General features: G+C 70.9%; 20 protein-coding genes. 10 read left to right on the forward strand and 10 right to left on the reverse strand.

What is annotated here, in order from left to right; translation table 11 throughout:
- Window positions 1-94 precede the first annotated feature (94 nt).
- From ACFWW9_RS32435 to ACFWW9_RS32445, 3 genes are read left to right on the forward strand one after another with little or no spacing between them, the layout of a single operon-like run.
- Entirely contained in the window at window positions 95-1,369 is a 1,275-nt protein-coding gene (locus ACFWW9_RS32435) for a M16 family metallopeptidase (protein ID WP_390385841.1), read from the forward strand.
- Window positions 1,366-2,136 (forward strand): 4-hydroxy-tetrahydrodipicolinate reductase, encoded by a 771-nt coding sequence (gene dapB, locus ACFWW9_RS32440; protein WP_390385843.1) that lies wholly within the window; start codon window positions 1,366-1,368, stop codon window positions 2,134-2,136. Before ACFWW9_RS32435 ends, dapB begins: the two co-directional genes overlap by 4 nt.
- Window positions 2,137-2,145: 9 nt before the next feature.
- On the forward strand, window positions 2,146-2,583 hold the full coding sequence (locus tag ACFWW9_RS32445; protein WP_390385845.1) for a hypothetical protein: 438 nt from the start codon (window positions 2,146-2,148) through the stop codon (window positions 2,581-2,583).
- A gap of 449 nt (window positions 2,584-3,032) precedes the next feature.
- Here ACFWW9_RS32445 and ACFWW9_RS32450 read toward each other — a convergent pair whose 3' ends face one another.
- The 6 genes from ACFWW9_RS32450 to ACFWW9_RS32475 all read right to left on the reverse strand — a co-directional run bounded on the left by ACFWW9_RS32450 (window position 3,033) and on the right by ACFWW9_RS32475 (window position 7,994).
- A complete protein-coding gene (locus tag ACFWW9_RS32450; protein WP_390385847.1) occupies window positions 3,033-3,917 on the reverse strand; it encodes a helix-turn-helix domain-containing protein in 885 nt (294 codons plus the stop codon).
- A gap of 106 nt (window positions 3,918-4,023) precedes the next feature.
- Window positions 4,024-4,524, reverse strand: a complete 501-nt coding sequence (locus tag ACFWW9_RS32455) for a hypothetical protein (protein ID WP_390385849.1) — start codon at window positions 4,522-4,524, stop codon at window positions 4,024-4,026.
- Window positions 4,525-4,545: 21 nt separating this feature from the next.
- Window positions 4,546-5,100 carry a GNAT family N-acetyltransferase gene (locus ACFWW9_RS32460; protein WP_390385851.1) on the reverse strand — a complete coding sequence of 185 codons (555 nt, stop codon included), beginning with the start codon at window positions 5,098-5,100 and terminating at the stop codon, window positions 4,546-4,548.
- Window positions 5,101-5,155: 55 nt separating this feature from the next.
- On the reverse strand, window positions 5,156-5,809 hold the full coding sequence (locus ACFWW9_RS32465; protein ID WP_390385853.1) for a response regulator transcription factor: 654 nt from the start codon (window positions 5,807-5,809) through the stop codon (window positions 5,156-5,158).
- Entirely contained in the window at window positions 5,806-6,690 is an 885-nt protein-coding gene (locus ACFWW9_RS32470) for a sensor histidine kinase (protein WP_390385855.1), read from the reverse strand. The genes ACFWW9_RS32465 and ACFWW9_RS32470 overlap by 4 nt, the downstream gene beginning before the upstream one ends.
- Entirely contained in the window at window positions 6,687-7,994 is a 1,308-nt protein-coding gene (locus tag ACFWW9_RS32475; RefSeq protein ID WP_390385857.1) for a serine hydrolase domain-containing protein, read from the reverse strand. The genes ACFWW9_RS32470 and ACFWW9_RS32475 overlap by 4 nt, the downstream gene beginning before the upstream one ends.
- A gap of 117 nt (window positions 7,995-8,111) precedes the next feature.
- Here ACFWW9_RS32475 and ACFWW9_RS32480 point away from each other — a divergent pair, with 117 nt between their 5' ends.
- On the forward strand, window positions 8,112-9,311 hold the full coding sequence (locus tag ACFWW9_RS32480) for a winged helix-turn-helix domain-containing protein (protein ID WP_390385907.1): 1,200 nt from the start codon (window positions 8,112-8,114) through the stop codon (window positions 9,309-9,311).
- A 441-nt stretch (window positions 9,312-9,752) separates the two neighbouring features.
- On the opposite strand, the gene ACFWW9_RS32485 is transcribed toward ACFWW9_RS32480, so the two are convergent.
- On the reverse strand, window positions 9,753-10,649 hold the full coding sequence (locus ACFWW9_RS32485) for a DUF4097 domain-containing protein (protein WP_390385859.1): 897 nt from the start codon (window positions 10,647-10,649) through the stop codon (window positions 9,753-9,755).
- 16 nt (window positions 10,650-10,665) lie between these two features.
- Entirely contained in the window at window positions 10,666-11,277 is a 612-nt protein-coding gene (locus ACFWW9_RS32490) for a toxin-antitoxin system HicB family antitoxin (protein WP_390385861.1), read from the reverse strand.
- Window positions 11,278-11,462: 185 nt separating this feature from the next.
- On the opposite strand from ACFWW9_RS32490, the gene thyX reads away from it, so the two are divergent.
- The 6 genes from thyX (at window position 11,463) to ACFWW9_RS32520 (ending at window position 17,528) form a co-directional block, all read left to right on the forward strand.
- A complete protein-coding gene (gene thyX, locus ACFWW9_RS32495; protein ID WP_390385863.1) occupies window positions 11,463-12,215 on the forward strand; it encodes an FAD-dependent thymidylate synthase in 753 nt (250 codons plus the stop codon).
- A gap of 8 nt (window positions 12,216-12,223) precedes the next feature.
- Window positions 12,224-12,613 carry an ACT domain-containing protein gene (locus ACFWW9_RS32500; protein ID WP_390385865.1) on the forward strand — a complete coding sequence of 130 codons (390 nt, stop codon included), beginning with the start codon at window positions 12,224-12,226 and terminating at the stop codon, window positions 12,611-12,613.
- A 119-nt stretch (window positions 12,614-12,732) separates the two neighbouring features.
- Window positions 12,733-14,187, forward strand: a complete 1,455-nt coding sequence (locus tag ACFWW9_RS32505) for a serine/threonine-protein kinase (RefSeq protein WP_390385867.1) — start codon at window positions 12,733-12,735, stop codon at window positions 14,185-14,187.
- A gap of 25 nt (window positions 14,188-14,212) precedes the next feature.
- Entirely contained in the window at window positions 14,213-14,833 is a 621-nt protein-coding gene (locus ACFWW9_RS32510; protein ID WP_390385869.1) for a TIGR03085 family metal-binding protein, read from the forward strand.
- A gap of 101 nt (window positions 14,834-14,934) precedes the next feature.
- A complete protein-coding gene (gene dapA, locus ACFWW9_RS32515) occupies window positions 14,935-15,852 on the forward strand; it encodes a 4-hydroxy-tetrahydrodipicolinate synthase (protein WP_390385871.1) in 918 nt (305 codons plus the stop codon).
- The gene (locus ACFWW9_RS32520) at window positions 15,849-17,528 is read left to right on the forward strand and encodes a ribonuclease J (protein WP_390385873.1); all 1,680 of its coding nucleotides are present in this window, start codon (window positions 15,849-15,851) and stop codon (window positions 17,526-17,528) included. Before dapA ends, ACFWW9_RS32520 begins: the two co-directional genes overlap by 4 nt.
- Before the next feature lie 40 nt (window positions 17,529-17,568).
- Here the strand turns inward: ACFWW9_RS32520 and ACFWW9_RS32525 are convergent, their stop codons facing one another.
- Both ACFWW9_RS32525 and ACFWW9_RS32530 read right to left on the reverse strand, forming a co-directional pair.
- Window positions 17,569-18,216, reverse strand: a complete 648-nt coding sequence (locus ACFWW9_RS32525; protein WP_390385875.1) for a TetR/AcrR family transcriptional regulator — start codon at window positions 18,214-18,216, stop codon at window positions 17,569-17,571.
- Window positions 18,213-18,749 (reverse strand): hypothetical protein, encoded by a 537-nt coding sequence (locus ACFWW9_RS32530; RefSeq protein ID WP_390385877.1) that lies wholly within the window; start codon window positions 18,747-18,749, stop codon window positions 18,213-18,215. Before ACFWW9_RS32530 ends, ACFWW9_RS32525 begins: the two co-directional genes overlap by 4 nt.
- Window positions 18,750-18,856: the final 107 nt, after the last annotated feature.

Consider the following 18,856-nt stretch of genomic DNA (forward strand, 5'->3'; position numbering starts at 1 on the left):
GGCCGCGAGTGCTCCTGGCACTCGCGGCCGTCCGCGTCTCAGCACCCCAGGCCATCTCCAGAAGCCAGGGACGACGCGTCAGCTCGAACCGTCGGTGCGCCGCAGCGTGCTGCCGTCGGGCCTGCGCGTGATCACCGAACAGATCCCCACGGTGCGCTCGGCGTCGGTCGGCCTGTGGGTGCAGGTCGGCTCGCGCGACGAGCGCCCCGAGGTCGCGGGGGCGGCGCACTACCTGGAACACCTGCTGTTCAAGGGAACCGCGAACCGCACCGCGGCGGCCATCGCCGAGGAGATCGACGCGGTCGGTGGTGAACTCAACGCGTTCACCGCGAAGGAGCACACCTGCTACTACGCCCACGTCATCGACGAGGACCTGCCGCTGGCGATGGACCTCGTGTCGGACGTGGTGTTCGAGGCGCTGTGCGAGGAACGCGACTTCGAGACCGAGCGCGGCGTCGTGCTCGAGGAGATCGCGATGCGCGACGACGACCCGGAAGACCTGCTGCACGACGCGTTCTCCGAGGCCCTGATGGGCGGGCACGTCCTGGGCAAGCCGGTGCTCGGCACCGAGGAGTCCATCGGCGCGATGAGCCGCGACGCGCTGTTCACGTTCTACAAGCGCCGCTACACGCTGCCGAAGATGGTGCTCGCGGTCGCGGGCAACGTCGAGCACAACCAGGTGATGCGCTTGGCGCGCAAGGCTTTGGGCGACCGGTTGGCGCGGGAGGGCACACCGGTCGCACCGCGCGCGGGCCGTGCCCGCATCGCGGCGGGCCGCAAGCTCGTGCTGAACACGGACGACACCGAGCAGGCGCACCTGATGCTGGGCGTGCGGGCGCTGGACCGGCACGACGAGCGCCGGTTCGCGCTCAACGTGCTCAACGCGGCGCTCGGCGGCGGCATGAGCTCCCGGCTGTTCCAGGAGATCCGCGAACGGCGTGGCCTGGCGTACCAGGTGTACTCGTCGATCGGGTCCTACGCGGACACCGGCAGCCTGTCGGTCTACGCGGGTTGCCAGCCGGACCGGCTCGGCGACGTCGCCGGGGTGATCCGCGAGGTGCTGCTCCAGGTCGCCGACGAGGGCATGTCGGACGCGGAGGTGGCGCGGGGCAAGGGCCAGCTGCGCGGCGCGCTCGTGCTCGGGCTGGAGGACACCAGTTCGCGCATGTCCCGCATCGGCAAGGGGGAGCTGAACTACAGCGACTACCTGTCGGTGGACGAGACGCTCGCCCGGATCGACGCCGTGACGGCCGCTGACGTGGCCGTGCTGGCGAAGGAACTGCTCCGACGGCCGGTGGCCGCCGCCGTGGTCGGCCCGTTCGACCACGTCGACGACCTGCCGTCCCAGGTACACGAGGTGATCGCATGACGAAGCGTTCCGAGTCCGACGGGCCGCTGCGCGTCGGCGTCGTCGGCGCACTGGGGCGCGTCGGCGCCGAGGTGTGCGCCGCGGTCGAGGTGAGCGCGGACCTGGAGCTGGTGGCCAGGGTCGACGCGGGCGACGAGCTGTCGCTGCTGACGGACGCCCGCACCGAGGTGATCGTCGACTTCACCCACCCGGACGTCGTCATGGACACGCTGAGGTTCTGCGTGGACAACGACATCCACGCCGTCGTCGGCACCTCCGGGTTCGACACGACCCGGTTGCAGACGCTCGCGGAGTGGCTGGAGGGCAAGCCGGACCTCGGCGTGCTCATCGCGCCGAACTTCGCCATCGGCGCGGTGCTGTCCATGCGCTTCGCCGAGATCGCCGCGAAGTACTACGAGTCGGTCGAGGTGGTCGAGCTGCACCACCCGCGCAAGGCGGACGCGCCCTCGGGCACCGCGGCGCACACGGCGCGGCTCATCACCCAGGCCCGCCAGGCGGCCGGGATGGCGCCGATGCCGGACGCCACCACCCAGGAGGCCGACGGGGCCCGCGGGAACCTCGTGGGGGACGTGAGGGTGCACTCGCTGCGCATCTCGGGTCTGATCGCCCACCAGGAGGTCGTGTTCGGCACCGAGGGCGAGACGCTGACGCTCCGGCACGACTCGCTGGACCGGAAGTCGTTCATGCCGGGCGTGCTGCTGGCCCTGCGCTCCATCCACGACCACCCCGGTCTGGCCGTGGGGCTCGACGAGTACATGGACCTGTGAAGGCTTGAGATGAAGACCCGGACCGTCGCCCTGCTGCTCACCGCCGTGCTGGCGGTGTACTTCGTGCTGCTCGGCGGCCGGGGCGTGCTGCTGATCGGCACCGGCGACCCGGTGGGCGTCGGCCTGGGGATCGGCGTGCTGATCCTGCCGTTGATCGGCGCGTGGATCGCGTGGACGAATCTCCGGTTCGGCCTGAAGACGGAGAAGATGGCCCGGCAGCTCGCCGACGAGGGCGGGCTGCCGGACACCACCTCGTTGCCCCGCAGGGCTTCCGGCCGCGTGGACCGCGACGCGGCCGACGCGTGGTTCGAGGAGCGCCGCGTCGAGACCGAGGCCGACCCGGACGACTGGCGCTCCTGGTTCCGCCTGGCCCAGGCGTACGACCTCGCGGGCGACCGCGGCCGGGCCCGCGAGACCATGCGCAAGGCGATCGCGCTGTACAGCTGACCTTTCGGTGCATTTGTGCGCTTTCACCCGCAATGGTGCACCGGTGTGCGGAGGCCGTGGGGTCCGGCTGCGGCCCCCGGACAACGTCCGCCCAGGTCAGCGCCCTGGAGGCCGGGTGGTGGACCACCGGACCGGTGGCCACTGGATTCGGCCCTGCTCGCGAATGCCGATCGGGCGAAAAGGGCCGGTGCGGTTCCGCACCGATATCGCTCGATCACCCTCGGTGCGAATTTCCGGAGAAACCCGCGTTTGACGGCGGAGTGAATTACCGTTCATTCGGCCTTCACTCGTTTGCCACTTGGTTTGTCCGGTGGACGTTCGTACCGTAACGGTGTTGGCTTTCGATGGAAGGGCACACCGTGGGCACCCGAGTGCGGCTGTTGGTCGCGTTCCTGGTCATCGCTACGGCTTTCGGGGTGTCGATCGTGATGACCTGACCTCCGCTCAGCTCACGGTCGTGGCACCGCGTGGTCGTACACGTTCGCCCAGTGCGTGAAGACCTCGCGCGACTCCTCCGCGCCCAGGGCGAGCGCGTCGAGCACGGCCAGCTTCTCCTGGTGGAACGCGGTGGCCCGCTCCTCCTCGAGGAACACCGTCGTGAGGTCGGATTCCGCGTACGCCACGGGTTTCGCGTTGCGGGTGAACGTCATCAGCGCGGACGGGTAGCGCAGCGCGGGGTGGCCCTGCGCGGAGAACGGGACCACGCGCAGGGTGGTGCGCGGCCACTCGCTCATGAACGCGAGCCGCATCATCTGGTCGTGCATCACGCGGTCGTCGCCCACGGTGAGCCGCAACGCGGTCTCGTGGAGGAAGAACGTCCAGCGCGAGTTCTCCTGCACCCGCAGGTGCTCCTGGCGTTCCCGCCGCACCCTCAGCAGCTCGTCGAGGTCGTCCGGCGTCCACGGGCTCGACATCTCCAGCAGCGTCCGCGCGTACGCCGCGGACTGGAGCAGGCCGGGCACGACCATGGTGTCGTAGCTGGTGATCGTCACCGCCGTCCGCTGGTGCATCACGAGCGCCAGCAGGCCGTCCGAAGTGGCGCCGGCGTGTCGCCGGACGAAGTGGCCGACGTCGGGTTCCTGCGCGAGGCGCATGATCCGTTCGCGGGTCGCCTTGTCCGCGCCCGTCTTGCCGAGGAAGGTGCCGATCTCCCAGGCGCTGGTGCCCCGCCACCCCTTCTCCAGCTTGCTCAGCTTCGCCGTCGACCACTCCAGTTCCTCGCAGAACGTGGTGCCGCGCAAGCCTCCGCGCCTGCGGGCCTGCCGCAGTTCCTCGCCGAGTTCCCGGCTCTGCGCCGTGGTGAAGCGCGCAGGTGGCTTCTCATCCGTCTCCATGGCACTGGACGCTAGTGCCCCCTGCCAGGGGGAATGCGCTGCTGGACAAGGCACACCGCCCCAAGGAGGTACCTGGGAGCGACCGTTGGCCGCCGGTCCGACAGGGTCAGTGGAGCCAGCCCGCCATCAGCGCGGGGGACGCCGCCAGGACGGTGAACCGGGCGAACCGGCCCGCGGCCCCGGTCGCGACGAACAGCGCCGTCGACATGCCCGCCAGCCCCGCCAGGACGGTGGTGAACATGAACGGCGGCAGGCCCACCACCGAGCTGACCGCGTGCGTGCCGAACATCCAGTGCGGGTGCCGGTGGCACCTGTCCCGGACGGTGTCCAGCCGCGCCTTCCACTTCAGCTTGAACGGCGAGGACGGCTTCTCGGGCTTCTCCTTGCGCCGCAGGAAGGCGGGCAGGTGCAGCGACCCGCGCGCGGCCAGGAAGTACACCAGCTTGCCGAGCACCTGCCCGGTCGCCACCGCGAACCCGATCCACCAGCACGAGATGCCCGGTTGCTGGGTCACCAGGCCGATCACGAACAGCTCGATGCTGATGATCGGGAGGATCGCCGAGCCCACCGCGACACCGAACGTGAGGCACAACCAGGCTAGGACCACTTGGTCGAGGTTAGCGGCAGATCAGTGTTGCAGGAGTAGGGCTAGACCCCCGGTCATCCGGATTTCGCGCAATGGACGTCCGCCCGCGTCCAGCGTTCGCACGGTGCCGTCGGGCGCCCAGCCGATCCGGGTGTAGAACGACTTCGAGGCCGCGTCCGCCTCCGGGATCCACACGACCGCGCGGGTCGCGCCCTGGTCGCGCAACGCGTGCGCGGCCGTCGCGACGAGCCGCCCGCCGTGCCCGCGCCGACCCCACCGCGGCTCCACGAGCAGGCTGCTGACCAGCGCCGTCGTCTCCGCGTCGGCGGGCAGCGAGCCGTCGGCGTTCTGCACCTCCTGGTCCGGAGCGGACCCCGCGACCACGAACCCGACGGTCCACTCGCCCTCGGTCGCCAGGAACACGTGCGCGTGCTCCACCGCGTCCGCCCAGGCCCGTTCGGCCTCGGGGAAGTCGAAGCTCTCGAACACCTCGGGCGGCAGCAGGCCGTCGTACGCCGTGCGCCACGTGTCGAAGTGGATGCGGGTGATCACCGCGACGTCATCGGGCTGTGCGGGGCGCACCGCGGCATCGGCCATGGGGGAAATCTAGTGGTCCCGCGGAGACCCGGTCGGGCCGGTGCCCTGGAACCCGCTAGTCCACGACCAGTCCCGCCTCGTGGGCCAGCACCGCGGCCTGCACGCGGTTGCGCACGTCGAGGCGGTCCATCAGCGAGGTCATGTACGCCTTCACGGTGCCCTCGACCAGGTGCAGCCGCCTGCCGATCTCGGCGTTGGACAGGCCTTCCCCGACGAGCGCGAGGACGTCGCGTTCGCGCGGGGTGAGGGCGGCCGTGCGGGCGCGGGCGGCGGTGGCGCGGGTGAGGCGGCCGCCGCCCAGTTCGGCGATCACCCGCCGGGCGACGCGGGGGGACAGGTAGGCCGCGCCCTCGGCGACGGCGCGCACGCCCGCGAGCAGTTCACGCGGGTCGCCCGCCTTGAGCAGGAAGCCGCCCGCGCCACCGCCGAGCGCGCGGGCGATGTAGGCGTCCTCGCCGAACGTCGTCAGCACGACCACCCCGGTGCCGGGCACGAGCCGGTGGATCTCGTCGGCCGCGTCCAGCCCGTCGAGGACGGGCATCCGCACGTCCAGCAGCACCACGTCCGGGCGGTGGGCCACGGTCAGGTCGACGGCCTCCCGGCCGTCCGCGGCCTCGGCGACCACCTCGATCCCGGCGTCCGTGCCGAGGACGGCGCGGATACCCGCGCGCACCAGTGCCTCGTCGTCGGCCAGCAGCACGCGGATCACTCGGCGTCCCTCCGGATCGTGGCGGTCACGGCGAACCCGCCGTCACGGGGGCCCGCCTCCAGGGTGCCGCCCGCGAGCCGGACCCGTTCGGCCAGGCCGACCAGCCCGTGCCCGCCGGAGCCCGCGCCGGGGGCGTCGGACGCGGCGTTGACGACGGTCACGACCAGGTCGGTCGAGGTGCGCCGGACGTGGACCTCGACCGCGGCTCCGGGCGCGTGCTTGGCGGCGTTCGTGAGCGACTCCTGCACGACCCGGTACGCGGTCCGCGAGTCGGTGCGCTCGCCGGTCAGCCGCACGGTCATGCCGGAGGCCGCGGACCGGCCCACCAGCGACGGGATGTCCTCGGTGTCGTCCCGCAGCAGGCCGATGATCTCGTGCAGGCGCTCGGTCGCCGCGCCGACGCCCGCGCGCAGCTCGCCGACGGCCGTCCGGTGCGGTTCGGCCACGTCCGGGTTCAGCTCCAACGCCGACGCGCGCAACGCGATCAGGGTCAGGTCGTGGCCGAGGGAGTCGTGCATGTCCCTGGCGATGCGGGTGCGTTCCCGTTGCCGCGCCTGGCGGGCGTCCTGCCGCAGCCGGTCGGCCAGCGCGAGGTGCTGGCGGCGGTAGCGGCCGACGAACCACGGCAGCAGGACCGTGGCCGCCCACCCGACCGGGACCTCCACCCAGTTCCACGGGTCCCGCGCGAGCAGCGCGGTGCAGGCCACGCCCACGAGGGCCGCGAGCACCAGCGGCAGCCCGCCGTCGACCCGGCGGCCCACCAGGTAGCCGGGGACGAGCAGGACCAGCCCGAGCAGCACCCTGGCGGGCGGGACCGCGCCCGCCGTCACGGCCAGGGTGTTCCACACCGCCACCGGGACCGCGAGGAGCAGCAGGATCACCGGGACCACGCTACAAGCCGGGCGACGGCGGTGGCGGTGCCCGCCAGTGCGAGGACGGCGAGCAGGACCACCAGGGGAGTCGACACGTACAGCAGTTGGGCCCAGGTGACCGTGCGGCCGTTGGACAGGAACGAGACGAACGCCGGGTAGCCGAGGAGGGGGACGGCCGCGAGCGCCGGGGGCGCGATCCGCCACGGGGAGCGCTTGGCCCCGGCGCGGCGGACACCGCGGACGCCGAGCGCGCCGAACCCCAGCGTGGCCAGGCCGATCCCGAGGTCGAAGAGCCACAACGGCGGCGTGGAGGCGGGGGAGCGGCCCTCGGACAGGGCGATCAGGGACTCCATCAGGGCGTACGCGGAGTCGTTCAGGGCGGTGCTGTTGGTCATCACGGCGAAGCCGTAGCCGGTGTCCGGGACGATCGCCTGCGCGGCGGTGTAGGTGAACAGGTTGCCGCTGTGGGTGAGGCGCTTATGGCCTTCCTCCGGTGTTTCCACGCCCCAGCCCATCGCGTACGCGCCGTCGCCGGGCGGGGTGTGCAGGGTGCGGAGGCTCTCGTCGGACAGGAGCCGGGGACCCTTGCCCTGCTGGGCGATCAGCCAGCGGCCCATGTCGTTGGCGGTGCTGACGACCAGGTCGCCGTCGAAGTGCGGCAGCTCGGGGCGGGCGACCCACGTGCCGTAGACCTCGGTGTAGCCGTCCTCGACGCGGTCGTGGGAGGACATGCCCAGCGGGGTCAGGACGTGGTCGCGGAGGTAGTCGGGGAAGGGCTGCCCGCTCACGGTCTCCACGAGTCGGGCGGCGGTGCCGTAGTTCGGGTTGTGGTAGTGGAATTCCTCGCCCGGATCGGTGGCCAGTGTCGCCGTGTCGAGGGCTTTCACCATGTCCCGCAACGACTTCGCGGTCCAGGTGCGGGGGATGTCGGTGGTCTGGTCCGCCATGCCGCTGGTCTGGTTGAGCAGCTGCCGCACAGTGATCTCGTCGGCGCGAGGGTCGGCGAGGCGGAACTCCGGGAGCTGGTCGACGACGGGCCGGTCGAGATCGATCTTGTGCGCGTCGACGAGGGTCATGACGGCCGTGGCGATGAACGACTTGCTGACGGAGGCGAGCCGCATCGGGGTGTCGGCGGTCATGGGAGCGCCGGTGGAGTCGTGGCCGTAGCCCTTGGCGTGCACGACCCGGTCGTCCTTCGTGACCGTGACGGTCAGGCCCGGCAGGCCGGACTCGGCGGCGAGGCGGTCGATCGCGTCGGGGGTGGGGGCGAGCAGCGAGGAGGCGAACACGGTCGCGGCGAGGAGCCTGATCATGGGGACGAGCGTAGAAACGCCTGGTCAGCGGCACAGTGGACGAAGGGGAGGAGGCGGTACTGACCTTCGTCGAGTTTTTTGTCGGTGGCGGGTGGGAGTATCTCGGGCGTGCAGACGATGAACGCGGACGCGGCCCGCCGGACAGCCCTGGCGGCACAGGGCTTCACCGACGCGCGGCCGGTCACCCCACCCGGTCGGCGGCACCTCCAGCGCGCGCTGTCACGGGTGCAGCTGCTCCAGCTGGACTCGGTGAACGTCGCCGTGCGCGCGCACTACATGCCGTTGTTCAGCAGGCTGGGCTCGTACTCGCCGTCACTGGTGGACGACGCGGCCTGGTCGCACTCGGTGCGGAAACCCCGTCTGCTGGTGGAGTACTGGGCCCACGAGGCAAGCCTGATCCCGGTCGAGGACTGGCCGCTGCTGCACTCGGGCGCGAAGAAACCGGGCTGGTGGACCAACTACCGCGAAATCGTCGACCGGGCCCCGGAGCTGGTCGACGGGATCCTCGCGGTGGTAAAGGAACGCGGACCCGTTGGGGCTGGGGCGATCGAACGGGAGCTGCTCGGCGAAGGGTCGCGGTCGACAGGGCCGTGGTGGGGCCGGTCGGAGGTCAAACGGCTGTGCGAGTACCTGTTCGGGATGGGCACGTTGACCACCGGGACGCGAAAGAGCTTCGAGCGCTTGTACGACCTGCCGGAGAGGGTGCTTCCGCCGGAGATCCTCGGGGTGAGGGTGGACGCCGAGGAGGGGGCTCGACGGCTGATCGCGAAGTCGGCGGTGGCGTTGGGAGTGGCGACCGAACCGGACCTGCGGGACTACTACCGCTTGGCCCCACAGGTGAGTCGCCAGGCCGTGGCGGAGTTGGTGGAGGCCGGTGAGCTGGAACCGGTCGCCGTGCCGGGATGGGGGCCCGCCTATCGGCACGCGGACGCTCGGACGCCACGGAAGGTGCTGGGGCGGGCCCTGTTGTGTCCGTTCGACCCGTTGATCTGGGAGAGGGCGCGAACCGAACGGATCTTCGGGTTCAGGTACCGCATCGAGATCTACGTGCCCGAGGAGAAGCGGGTGCACGGGTACTACGTGTTCCCGTTCCTGCTGGACGGGGAACTGGTGGCACGCGTGGACTTGAAGGCAGATCGGGCGAGGGGGGTGCTGCGGGTGCAAGGGGCGTTCGCGGAGCCGGGGTGCGATGTCGCGCGGGTGGCGGTGGAGTTGGCGGAAGAGTTGAGGCACATGGCGGACTGGCTGGAACTGGAGTCCGTTGTGGTCATGCCTCGGGGGGATTTGGCGGGGGTGTTGGGGGCCGTGGTTCGGTGAGTCGAGTTCGGGTCGGGCGGCTGCGGCTTCCGCTTGGCTCAGGCAGCGGCTGTCACTTCCAGCGTGGTCACCCAGCGGCTTCGATTTCCAGCCCGCTGTGTCCGATTTGATTTGGGGCCCCTAGATTTGCCCCTTGATCGGGCCAAAAGGCAGTGCCCCAAAGCCCTGCCCGATCTCCAATTTTAAGGGGCAAATCCCCCAAATAAAATCGGACACGAACCAACCAGCCAGGTCGAGCAGGCAGGCAATCGGCTATCAAGCCTGCTGCCGCAGGCACCACTGCGCCATCCGCCCCTGTAGGCCTGCCGCAGGCAACCCTGCGGGTTCAACCACCTGCCTGGGTTCTGCCGCAGGCAACCCTGCGTCCTGGCCGGACCCCGCGCGTAAAGAACCGGCGTGCGCATCGGAGGTGCGCACGCCGGTTCGTCCCCCTCGATGTGGTCAGGTGCTGGCCGTGGTCACCAAGGCGTCGCCGCTGCCCGTGCGGCCTGTCACGAACAGGGTGGGCTGGGTTTCCGGGGACTTCGTGGAGACCGGCAGGTCGCTCCGGGCCTGGCCCGACCGGGAGGAGACGTCGATCTGGGCGTTCACTCCCGCTCGGATGCCGATGCGGATCTCGCCGCTGCCCGTGGCGAGTTGGATCTTGCCGGAGGCCGCGTCGGCGACGGTGACGTCGCCGCTGCCGGTGCGGATCTGCACGTCGTGCTGGACCGCGCCCAGCCAGACGTCGCCCGTCCCGGTGTAGAGGATGGTGTTGCCGCCGATGGAGGACACCTCCACGTCGCCGCTGCCGGTCTTCGCCCGCAGGCCCGCGAGCATCGGGCCCAACCGCAGGTCGCCGGAGCCGGAGTTGACCTCCGCCGCCGCGTCCGCGCGGTCGGCGGTGATGTCGCCGGTGCCCGTGGTGACGTCGAGCCTGCCCGCCGCGCCGGTGACCGACACGTTGGCCGAGCCGGTCTTGCTGGTGACGTGCGAGCCGGACGGGGCCCGGACGACCACCGAGAGCGGGATCGCCCGCAGCGGCAGCGCCTTGGAGGACTGGACCTTCAGGCGTTGGCCGATGAGGTCGACCCTGGCGTCCCGGACCGCCTCGGACGGGCCCACCTGGGCGGGCTTGTCGTCCTTCCCGCTGCCGAACTGGTCGTTCACCCAGCTCAGCAGGCCGCTCAGGCCCGCCGTCCAGGACTCCCCGGTGGACGGGTCGTAGCGGACCTCCACGTGCACGCCCGGCTCGTCGACCAGGTGCACCTGCACGCGGCCGGAGATCAACGCGATGTCGATCTCCACGACGCCGTCGACGTCGAAGCTCTGTTGTCGGACCACGTCTGCCTCAGTCATGACCACTGTCTCCCCTTCAGCCCTGCACCCAGCCGCGGACCTGCGACTTGCCGCCGCCGCCCTTGGTGTCGTCCCGGTGGTCCTTCGTCGATTCCTGCTGCCCGCCCCACGGGCCCTGCCCCCACTGGCCCTGTCCCCACGGGCCGCCCTTGCGGCCGTGGTGGCCGCCGCGGGTGGCGTTGCTCAACGCGCCCTGCAACGCCTGCGACACGAACGTGTTGAGCGAGACGCCCTGCGTCGACGCGGCCTGCTCGGCCTTCGCCTTCAGCTCGTCCAGCAGGCGGAGCGTGACGCGGCTGATGTCACCGGTGGCGTCACCGAAACCTCGCACCGGAACCTCCTCTGGCTGCGGGTCGTCCTGGGGGAAGTCGGTCGAGTCGTTCGAGCTGCCGCCGGTGACGACGACCTGCACGTCCCGGCCGTCCAGCCGGACCTCGACCACGCGGTCGTCCAGCGAGGCCGTGACCTCGGCCGCGAGGTCGGACAGTGCGTTCATGATGGCCAGCCGCGCGGCTGGCTCCAGCGCGCCGGACAACGCGGCGGCCGTGCGTCGGGTGTTGTCGTCCCCGGCTGACGCGGCGGTCGCGAGGTCCTCGCGCAGTGATGCGATGTACGGCGAGAGATCCATGACACCACTATGACGTCATCGGTGACGTCAGTCAAGGAACTCCCGGCGTCAACTTGACGGACGGGTGATGTCACGGGTGTGTCGGTACACACGGTTGGGCAGGCGCGGGCTCCGGGCACCCTCACGGCCTTTCCCGCGGGCTAGGCTTCCCGGCGTAATCCGAGCTGGAGAGAGGGTCCGTTGTCGTGACCGAGACGGTGTCGCCGAAGGTGCAGTTGATCGCGAAGACGGAGTTCATCCCGCCGGCGGATGTTCCCTGGTCCACGGACACCGACGGTGGTGAGGCGCTCGCCGAGTTCGCGGGTCGGGCCTGCTACCAGTCGTGGAAGAAGCCGAACCCGGCGACGGCCACCAACGAGGGCTACCTGCGGCACATCCTCGAGGTCGGGCACCTGTCCGTCCTGGAGCACGGGTCGGTCACCTTCTACATCACCGGCATCTCGCGGTCGCTGACCCACGAGCTGATCCGGCACCGGCACTTCTCCTACTCGCAGCTCTCGCAGCGCTACGTGCCCGAGCGCGACGCCGCGATGGTGGAGCCGGAGGTCATCGCCTCCGACCCCGAGCTGCACGCCCTGTTCCAGGCCGCGGCCGAGGCGAGCGTCGCCGCGTACACGGACCTGCTCAAGGGTCTTGAGGAGAAGTTCGCCGACGTGCCCAGCGCGACCCTGCGCCGCAAGCAGGCGCGGCAGGCCGCCCGCTCCGTCCTCCCCAACGCCACCGAGACCCGCATCGTCGTGACCGGCAACTACCGCGCGTGGCGGCACTTCGTGGCGATGCGCGCGTCCGAGCACGCCGACGTGGAGATCCGCGACCTGGCCGTGGAGTGCCTGCGCCAGCTGCAGAAGGCCGCCCCGAACGCCTTCGCCGACTTCGCCATCTCCTCCCTGCCCGACGGCAGCGAAGTGGCGTCCAGCCCGCTCGTCAGCGAAGGCTGAGGGCCGCGGTGAGGCGGTTGGTCGTCGACGTCCGACCGGGCGACTACAGCGTCGCCCGGCTGGCCCCCGACGCGCCCGTGCCCGCTGGGCTGCTGGAGGCGTCCGGCCTGGTCTCGATCACGCGCACGCCCGACGAGCTGTCGATCGTGTGCCCGACGGAGGTCGCCCCCGAGTCGGACACCGGCGAGCACGGCTGGCGGCTGCTCACGGTCCGCGGGCCGCTGGAGTTCACCCTGACCGGCATCATGGCCGCGCTGTCCGGCGAACTGGCCGCGGCGGGCGTCAGCCTGTTCGCGCTGTCCACCTACGACACCGACCACCTGCTGGTGAAGGGCGAGAACCTGGAACGGGCGGTGCGCGCGCTCAGCGAGGCCGGGCACGAGGTTGTGCGGGACTAGCAACGCGCGACCCCTCGCCGCCGATAGAACCAACAAATCACGAATCCGTGAAACCCGGCGGCCTTGCGGACGGTCTCAGCTAGGGTCCGGCTGGTCCATTCGGTTGAGGAGTCGCGTCGGTGAACCCACAGCAAGGCGTGTCCGCGCAGCCCCGCGTCATCGCGGGCAGGTACACCCTGCTCGTGGAGCTCGGCCGCGGTGGCATGGGCGTCGTGTGGCGGGCCCAGGACAACGTCATCGGCAGGCACGTCGCCATCAAGGAGCTGCACCTCCCGGACGGCGTGCCCACCGAGGAGCGCCACGTCCTGGAGGAGCGCGTGCTCCGCGAGGCGCGCGCGGCGGGCCGGTTGAACGACCCGGCCGTGGTGACGGTGTTCGACGTGGTCGTCGAGAACCGGATGACCTACATCGTGATGGAGCTGGTCGAGGCGGCGACGCTCTCGACCCTCATCAGCAGGCAGGGCCCGATGCCGCCCGAGCGCGTGTCCTCCATGGCGCAGCAGCTGCTGTCCGCGCTGGAGGCCGCGCACGCGGCGGGCATCGTGCACCGGGACGTGAAGCCCGGCAACATCATGGTGCGCCCGGACGGCCGGGTGAAGCTGACGGACTTCGGCATCGCCCAGGCCGTGGACGACCCGCGCCTGACCACCAGCGGCAGCCTCATCGGCTCCCCGGCGTACATGGCGCCCGAGCGCATCCACGGCAACGAGGCCTCGCCCGCGTCCGACCTGTGGGCGCTCGGCGCGACCCTCTGCTACGCCATCGAGGGCACCAGCCCGTACGAGCGGGCCTCCACGGCGTCGACGCTGCACGCCATCATGAACGAGACGCCCCGCCTGACCAGGGCGCACGGCGTGCTGGCCGCCGTCATCACCGGTCTGCTGATGGCCGACCCGAAGGCCCGCCTCAACGGTCCGCAGGCGCGCGCCATGCTGGAGCGGCACGCCGCCAACCCGACACCGCCGCACGGGTTCACGCCCACCCAGGCGTCGACCATGCAGTACGCGCCCAGCGCCACCCCCGCGCCGAAGACGAGCACCGCCAAGCGCGTCGCGCTGATCACGGCCGCCGTGATCGCCGCCGCCGCGGTGTTCACCGGCGGCATCTACACCCACCGCTGGTTCGCGAGCCCGTCCGCGGGCGGGGGCTCCGCCGAGCCGACGCTGACCTACGGCGTCGGCGGCGACATCCCGGTGTTCGAGATGTACGAGGGCTACTGCTCCGACGTCGCGTTCGCCAAGTCCGCCCAGTACAAGAGCGGCACCCAGGTCGACTGCACGTCCAACCACCTCGTGGAGCTGGTCGCGGACCCGGACACCCTCGGCGCGAAGAAGGACCTGCCGTACCCCGGCGTGGAGGCCCTGACGTCGTTCGCCGAGAGCTACTGCTCGATGTACTTCGCCTCCGGCCGGATCGACTACCAGGACAAGTCCGAGCTGAAGTACGGCGCGCTGATCCCGACCGACAAGGCGTGGGACCCGGACAAGGGCTCCGGCGACCGCAAGGCGTACTGCCTGGTGTGGCGCGCGGACAACGGGAAGCTGAGCAAGTCCCTCGTCGTCAAGGACTCCTGAGCTACCCAGGAGTAACCTCCTCGGCATGGGTCTCGCGCGCGATGAGCGCAAACAGCTGAGCGATCTGTTCGAGCAGGTGGGGCCGGACGCACCGACGTTGTGCTCCCCGTGGACGACCAAGGACCTCGCCGCGCACCTGGTGATCCGCGAGCGGCGGCCGGACGCCGCTCCGGGCATCATGCTGAAGCCGCTGGCCGGGTACACGCAGAAGGTCCAGGACTCCTACGCGGCGAAGCCGTGGACGGAACTGGTCGACCTGGTCCGCACCGGGCCGCCGGTCTACTCCCCGTACAAGCTGGCCGACGAGCTGGTCAACGCGGGCGAGTTCTACATCCACCACGAGGACGTGCGCCGCGCCCGCGAGGGCTGGGAGCCGCGCTCGCCGAACCCGACCCGTGACGCCGCGCTGTGGAAGTCGCTGAAGGTCACCGCCAAGTTCGCCTACCGGAGCAGCCCGGTCGGGCTGGTGTTCCGCATCCCCAACGGCGAGTCGGTCACGGTCAAGCAGGGCCCCACGCCGGTCGTCGTCACCGGTGAGCCGGGCGAACTCGTGCTGCTCGCGTCGGGCCGCGACGCCGTGCGCGTCGAGTACGACGGCGACGAGTCGGCCGTGGCGGCGGTGCGGTCCCTCAAGACCGGTATGTGAGCCTCCCGGAGGTGGACGGTGGTGAAGTCGATCACGCGGGGCGACCACCACCGTCCACCTCGGTGGTTACCGGTGGTCGCACTGGAGGTAGCGTTTGCCCCATGACCGGATGCCCGACTGCCTCACCCGGCCGCCCTTTCGGCCGCGTGCTCACCGCCATGGTGACCCCGTTCGACGCCCGTGGGGCAGCGGACCTGGACAAGGCGCAGCAGCTCGCCAAGTACCTGGTCGAGCTGGGCAACGACGGTCTCGTGATCAACGGCACGACGGGTGAGAGCCCCACGACCAACGAGGCCGAGAAGGCCGACCTGATCCGCGCCGTCGTCGAGGCCGTCGGCGACCGCGCGACCGTGGTCAGCGGCGCGGGCTCGTACGACACCGCCCACAGCGTCCGCGCGGCCGAGCAGGCCGAGGCCGCGGGCGCGCACGGCCTCCTCGTGGTCACGCCGTACTACTCGCGGCCCACGCAGCGCGGTCTCGTCGCGCACTTCACCGCGGTCGCCGACGCCGTCGACGTCCCCGTGATGCTGTACGACATCCCTCCGCGCACCATCGTGCCGATCGAGGTCGCCACCCTCCAGGAGTTGGCGGAGCACCCGCGCATCGTCGCCGTGAAGGACGCCAAGGGCGACCTGCACGCCGGGCAGCGCGTGATGGCGACCACCGAGTTGGCGTACTACTCCGGTGACGACCCGCTGAACCTGCCGTGGCTCTCGGTCGGCGCCGTCGGCGTGGTGAGCGTGATCGGCCACTTCGCCGCGGACCGCATTCGCTCGATGATCGACGCTTACGAAGCGGGCGACGGTGCGGGAGCGCGGGCGATCAGCCACGGCCTGCTGCCGTTGCTCCAGCCCTTCACCCGGATGCCCGGTGTCACCTACGCGAAGGCGGGGCTGCGGCTGCGCGGTGTCGACGTGGGCGACCCGAGGCTGCCGTTGGTGCCATCCACGCCGGACGAGATCAGCACGATAGCCGCCGATCTCGCAGCGGCCGCCATTTCCCTTGGGGTTTCTGCATGAACGTGCCCACCACGACTCCGCCCGCGCTGCCCGAGGGCGGTCTTCGGATCGTCGCCCTCGGCGGCATCGGCGAGGTCGGCCGCAACATGACCGTGTTCGAGCACGCCGGACGGCTGCTCATCGTGGACTGCGGCGTGCTCTTCCCGGAAGACGACCAGCCGGGCGTCGACCTGATCCTCCCGGACTTCCGCGCCATCGAGGACCGCCTCGAGGACATCGACGCGCTCGTCCTCACCCACGGCCACGAGGACCACATCGGCGCGGTCCCGTTCCTGCTGAAGCTCCGCCCCGACCTGCCGGTCGTGGGCTCCCGCTTCACCCTCGCGCTGCTCACCGCGAAGTGCCGCGAACACCGCCAGATCCCCAAGGTCGTCGAGGTCAAGGAGGGCGAACGCCGCTCGTACGGGCCGTTCGACCTGGAGTTCTTCGCGGTCAACCACTCCATCCCGGACGCACTGGCGGTGGCCATCCGCACGGCCGCGGGCCTCGTGCTGCACACCGGTGACATCAAACTCGACCAGCTCCCGCTCGACGGCCGCCTCACCGACCTCGCGGGCTTCTCCCGCCTCGGTGACGAGGGCGTCGACCTGTTCCTGGTGGACTCCACGAACGCCGAGGTCCCCGGCTTCGTGGTCCCGGAACGCGAGATCGGCCCGGTCCTCGACAACGTCATCCGCAAGGCCAGCCAGCGCGTCATCGTGGCCTGCTTCGCCAGCCACGTGCACCGCGTCCAACAGGTCCTGGACGTGGCGGTGGCCCACGGCCGCCGCGTGGCGCTGGTCGGCCGCTCGATGGTCCGCAACATGGGCATCGCCGCGGAGTTGGGCCTCCTCAAGGTCCCGAACGGCCTGTTCGTGGACCTCGACGAGGCCATGCGCCTCCCGGAGAACCAGGTCCTCTTCGTCTCCACCGGCTCGCAGGGCGAGCCGCTGTCGGCCCTGTCCAGGATGGCGCGCGGCGAGCACCGCCAGATCTCCATCCAAGCGGGCGACACCATCGTCCTGGCCAGCTCCCTGATCCCCGGCAACGAGAACGCCGTGTTCGGCGTGGTCAACGGCCTGGCCAGGCTGGGCGCGACCGTGGTCCACCAGGGCAACGCCAAGGTCCACGTCTCCGGCCACTCGCCCGCGGGCGAACTGCTGTTCCTCTACAACGCCGTCCGCCCGAGCAACGTCATGCCGGTCCACGGCGAGTGGCGCCACCTGCGCGCCAACGCCGCACTGGCGGTCAGCACCGGCGTGGACCCGGCGCACGTGGTCATCGCCGAGGACGGCGTCGTGGTCGACATGGTCGACGGCAAGGCCGCGGTCTCGGGCCGCGTCGTCGTGGGCCACGTCTACGTGGACGGCCTGTCCGTGGGCGACGTCGGCGAGTCCACCCTGTCCGACCGGTTGGTCCTGGGCGAGGGCGGCTTCATCTCCATCAGCGTCGCCATCGACACCAACTCCGGCCGCGCGGTCTCCCCGCCCACGGTGTCCGGCCGAGGCTTCTCGGACGACCCGAAGGCCCTGGACCAGGCCGTGGCGCTGGTCGAGATGGAGCTGTCACGGACCGAGGCCGAGGGCATCACCGACACCCACCGGATCGCGCAAGCGGTGCGCAGGGTGGTCGGCCGCTGGGTCGCCGAGACCTATCGGCGCAGGCCGATGATCGTGCCGACGATCATCGCCATCTAGTTCCCTCACGGGGCCGCCTCCGGGCGGCCCCGTTGTGCGTCTACGGCTTCACGACGCCCCGCCGAATTCGCCCTCGCACCGCCCGCCGAGCCAACGGCCCGAGCTCCTCGACAACCTCCACCAATGCCCCCAGCTGGTCGAGAGCGTCCAACGCGGCACCCCCGCCCTCGGCGTCGACCCCCTCGTACAACTCCATCCCCACGAACGCCGCGGACACGGCCCGGCTCAACCCGCCCGCGTCCACCACATCCGCCAACGGCGACCCTCGAAGCAACCGGGTCAGCACCGCTTCGATCTCCACGACCCACAACGCCAAAGCGTCGGCGGTGACTTTCCCCAACGCGGCGTCCGTCTGTCCGGCAGCCAACAACTGGGCCAGCACCGCGACATTCCCGGAAGCCTTCTCCGCGGCGTGGATCTCCCGCCCGGCGGCCAGCAACTCCCGCAACGACCGAACAGTCGCGAACCGATCCCGGTACAACGCGACCCGCCGCTCGGTGGTCCGCCGACAGGCCTCGGCGAGCAACGCCTCCATCCCACCGAAGTGGTAGAAGATCAACGCCTGGTTGACCCCGCCCGTGGCCGCGATGGTCCGAGCGGACGTCCCCGCGATCCCGTGGGTCCTCAACGTCTCGATGGCGCTGTCGATCAGCCGGTCCCGAGTGTCCGCCCGCCGCTGATCAGTCATACCCGCCGGTCTACCAGACACCACCTGGCGGTGAGCAACACACCCGTCCCCGCCACCGCCGCGGCCATCCCGACGGCGATCTCGGCCCGGAACCAGTCGGTGACCCACAGCGTGAACGCCGAGGTCACCGCCACGGCGACCACCGTCATCCCCACCGTCGTCGTCCGCAACGACACCGGCACCCGCAACGCCCGAAGGACGAGCACGCCGAGCACCAGGACCACCGCGGTCGCCGCCGCGGGCATCAGGCCGTAGAAGGCTCCGATGAACGGGATGACCAGCAGGGACGCCACGCCGGAGAGGTCGAAGCCGAGTTCGGCCGCGTTCGGCACCACCTGGGCCGCCGTGATCAGCAGGAGGCTCGCGGCCGTGGCCCGGACGAGCGCCCGGTGGGACCGACCCGGCCCCTGGTCGGTGATCGCCACGAGGTGCAGCCCGATCATCACCGCCAGCGCCAGTGGCAACACCACCGCGAGGACACCGCTGACGGGATTCATGGCCTCGGCCCCGAGCACCAGCACCGGCAGAACCATGACCGCCCCACCGACGCCTCCCACCCCCAACGCCGCCCCGACAAGCCGCCACATCAACGGCCCTGCCTGAACCGCGGCCAGGCTCCACCGATCCACGACATCACTGC

It is taken from the genome of Umezawaea sp. NPDC059074 (assembly GCF_042738955.1).
In the GTDB taxonomy this organism is placed as follows: Bacteria; Actinomycetota; Actinomycetes; order Mycobacteriales; family Pseudonocardiaceae; genus Umezawaea.

Bases quoted from the DNA above. Each gene is read 5' to 3' on its own strand.
- dapB (WP_390385843.1), top strand. From the start codon at position 1,366: ATGACGAAGCGTTCCGAGTCCGACGGGCCGCTGCGCGTCGGCGTCGTC.
- ACFWW9_RS32445 (WP_390385845.1), top strand. From the start codon at position 2,146: ATGAAGACCCGGACCGTCGCCCTGCTGCTCACCGCCGTGCTGGCGGTG.
- ACFWW9_RS32450 (WP_390385847.1), bottom strand. From the start codon at position 3,917: ATGGAGACGGATGAGAAGCCACCTGCGCGCTTCACCACGGCGCAGAGC.
- ACFWW9_RS32460 (WP_390385851.1), bottom strand. From the start codon at position 5,100: ATGGCCGATGCCGCGGTGCGCCCCGCACAGCCCGATGACGTCGCGGTG.
- ACFWW9_RS32475 (WP_390385857.1), bottom strand. From the start codon at position 7,994: ATGATCAGGCTCCTCGCCGCGACCGTGTTCGCCTCCTCGCTGCTCGCC.
- ACFWW9_RS32480 (WP_390385907.1), top strand. From the start codon at position 8,112: ATGAACGCGGACGCGGCCCGCCGGACAGCCCTGGCGGCACAGGGCTTC.
- ACFWW9_RS32485 (WP_390385859.1), bottom strand. From the start codon at position 10,649: ATGACTGAGGCAGACGTGGTCCGACAACAGAGCTTCGACGTCGACGGC.
- ACFWW9_RS32490 (WP_390385861.1), bottom strand. From the start codon at position 11,277: ATGGATCTCTCGCCGTACATCGCATCACTGCGCGAGGACCTCGCGACC.
- ACFWW9_RS32510 (WP_390385869.1), top strand. From the start codon at position 14,213: ATGGGTCTCGCGCGCGATGAGCGCAAACAGCTGAGCGATCTGTTCGAG.
- dapA (WP_390385871.1), top strand. From the start codon at position 14,935: ATGACCGGATGCCCGACTGCCTCACCCGGCCGCCCTTTCGGCCGCGTG.
- ACFWW9_RS32520 (WP_390385873.1), top strand. From the start codon at position 15,849: ATGAACGTGCCCACCACGACTCCGCCCGCGCTGCCCGAGGGCGGTCTT.
- ACFWW9_RS32525 (WP_390385875.1), bottom strand. From the start codon at position 18,216: ATGACTGATCAGCGGCGGGCGGACACTCGGGACCGGCTGATCGACAGC.
- ACFWW9_RS32530 (WP_390385877.1), bottom strand. From the start codon at position 18,749: ATGGTTCTGCCGGTGCTGGTGCTCGGGGCCGAGGCCATGAATCCCGTC.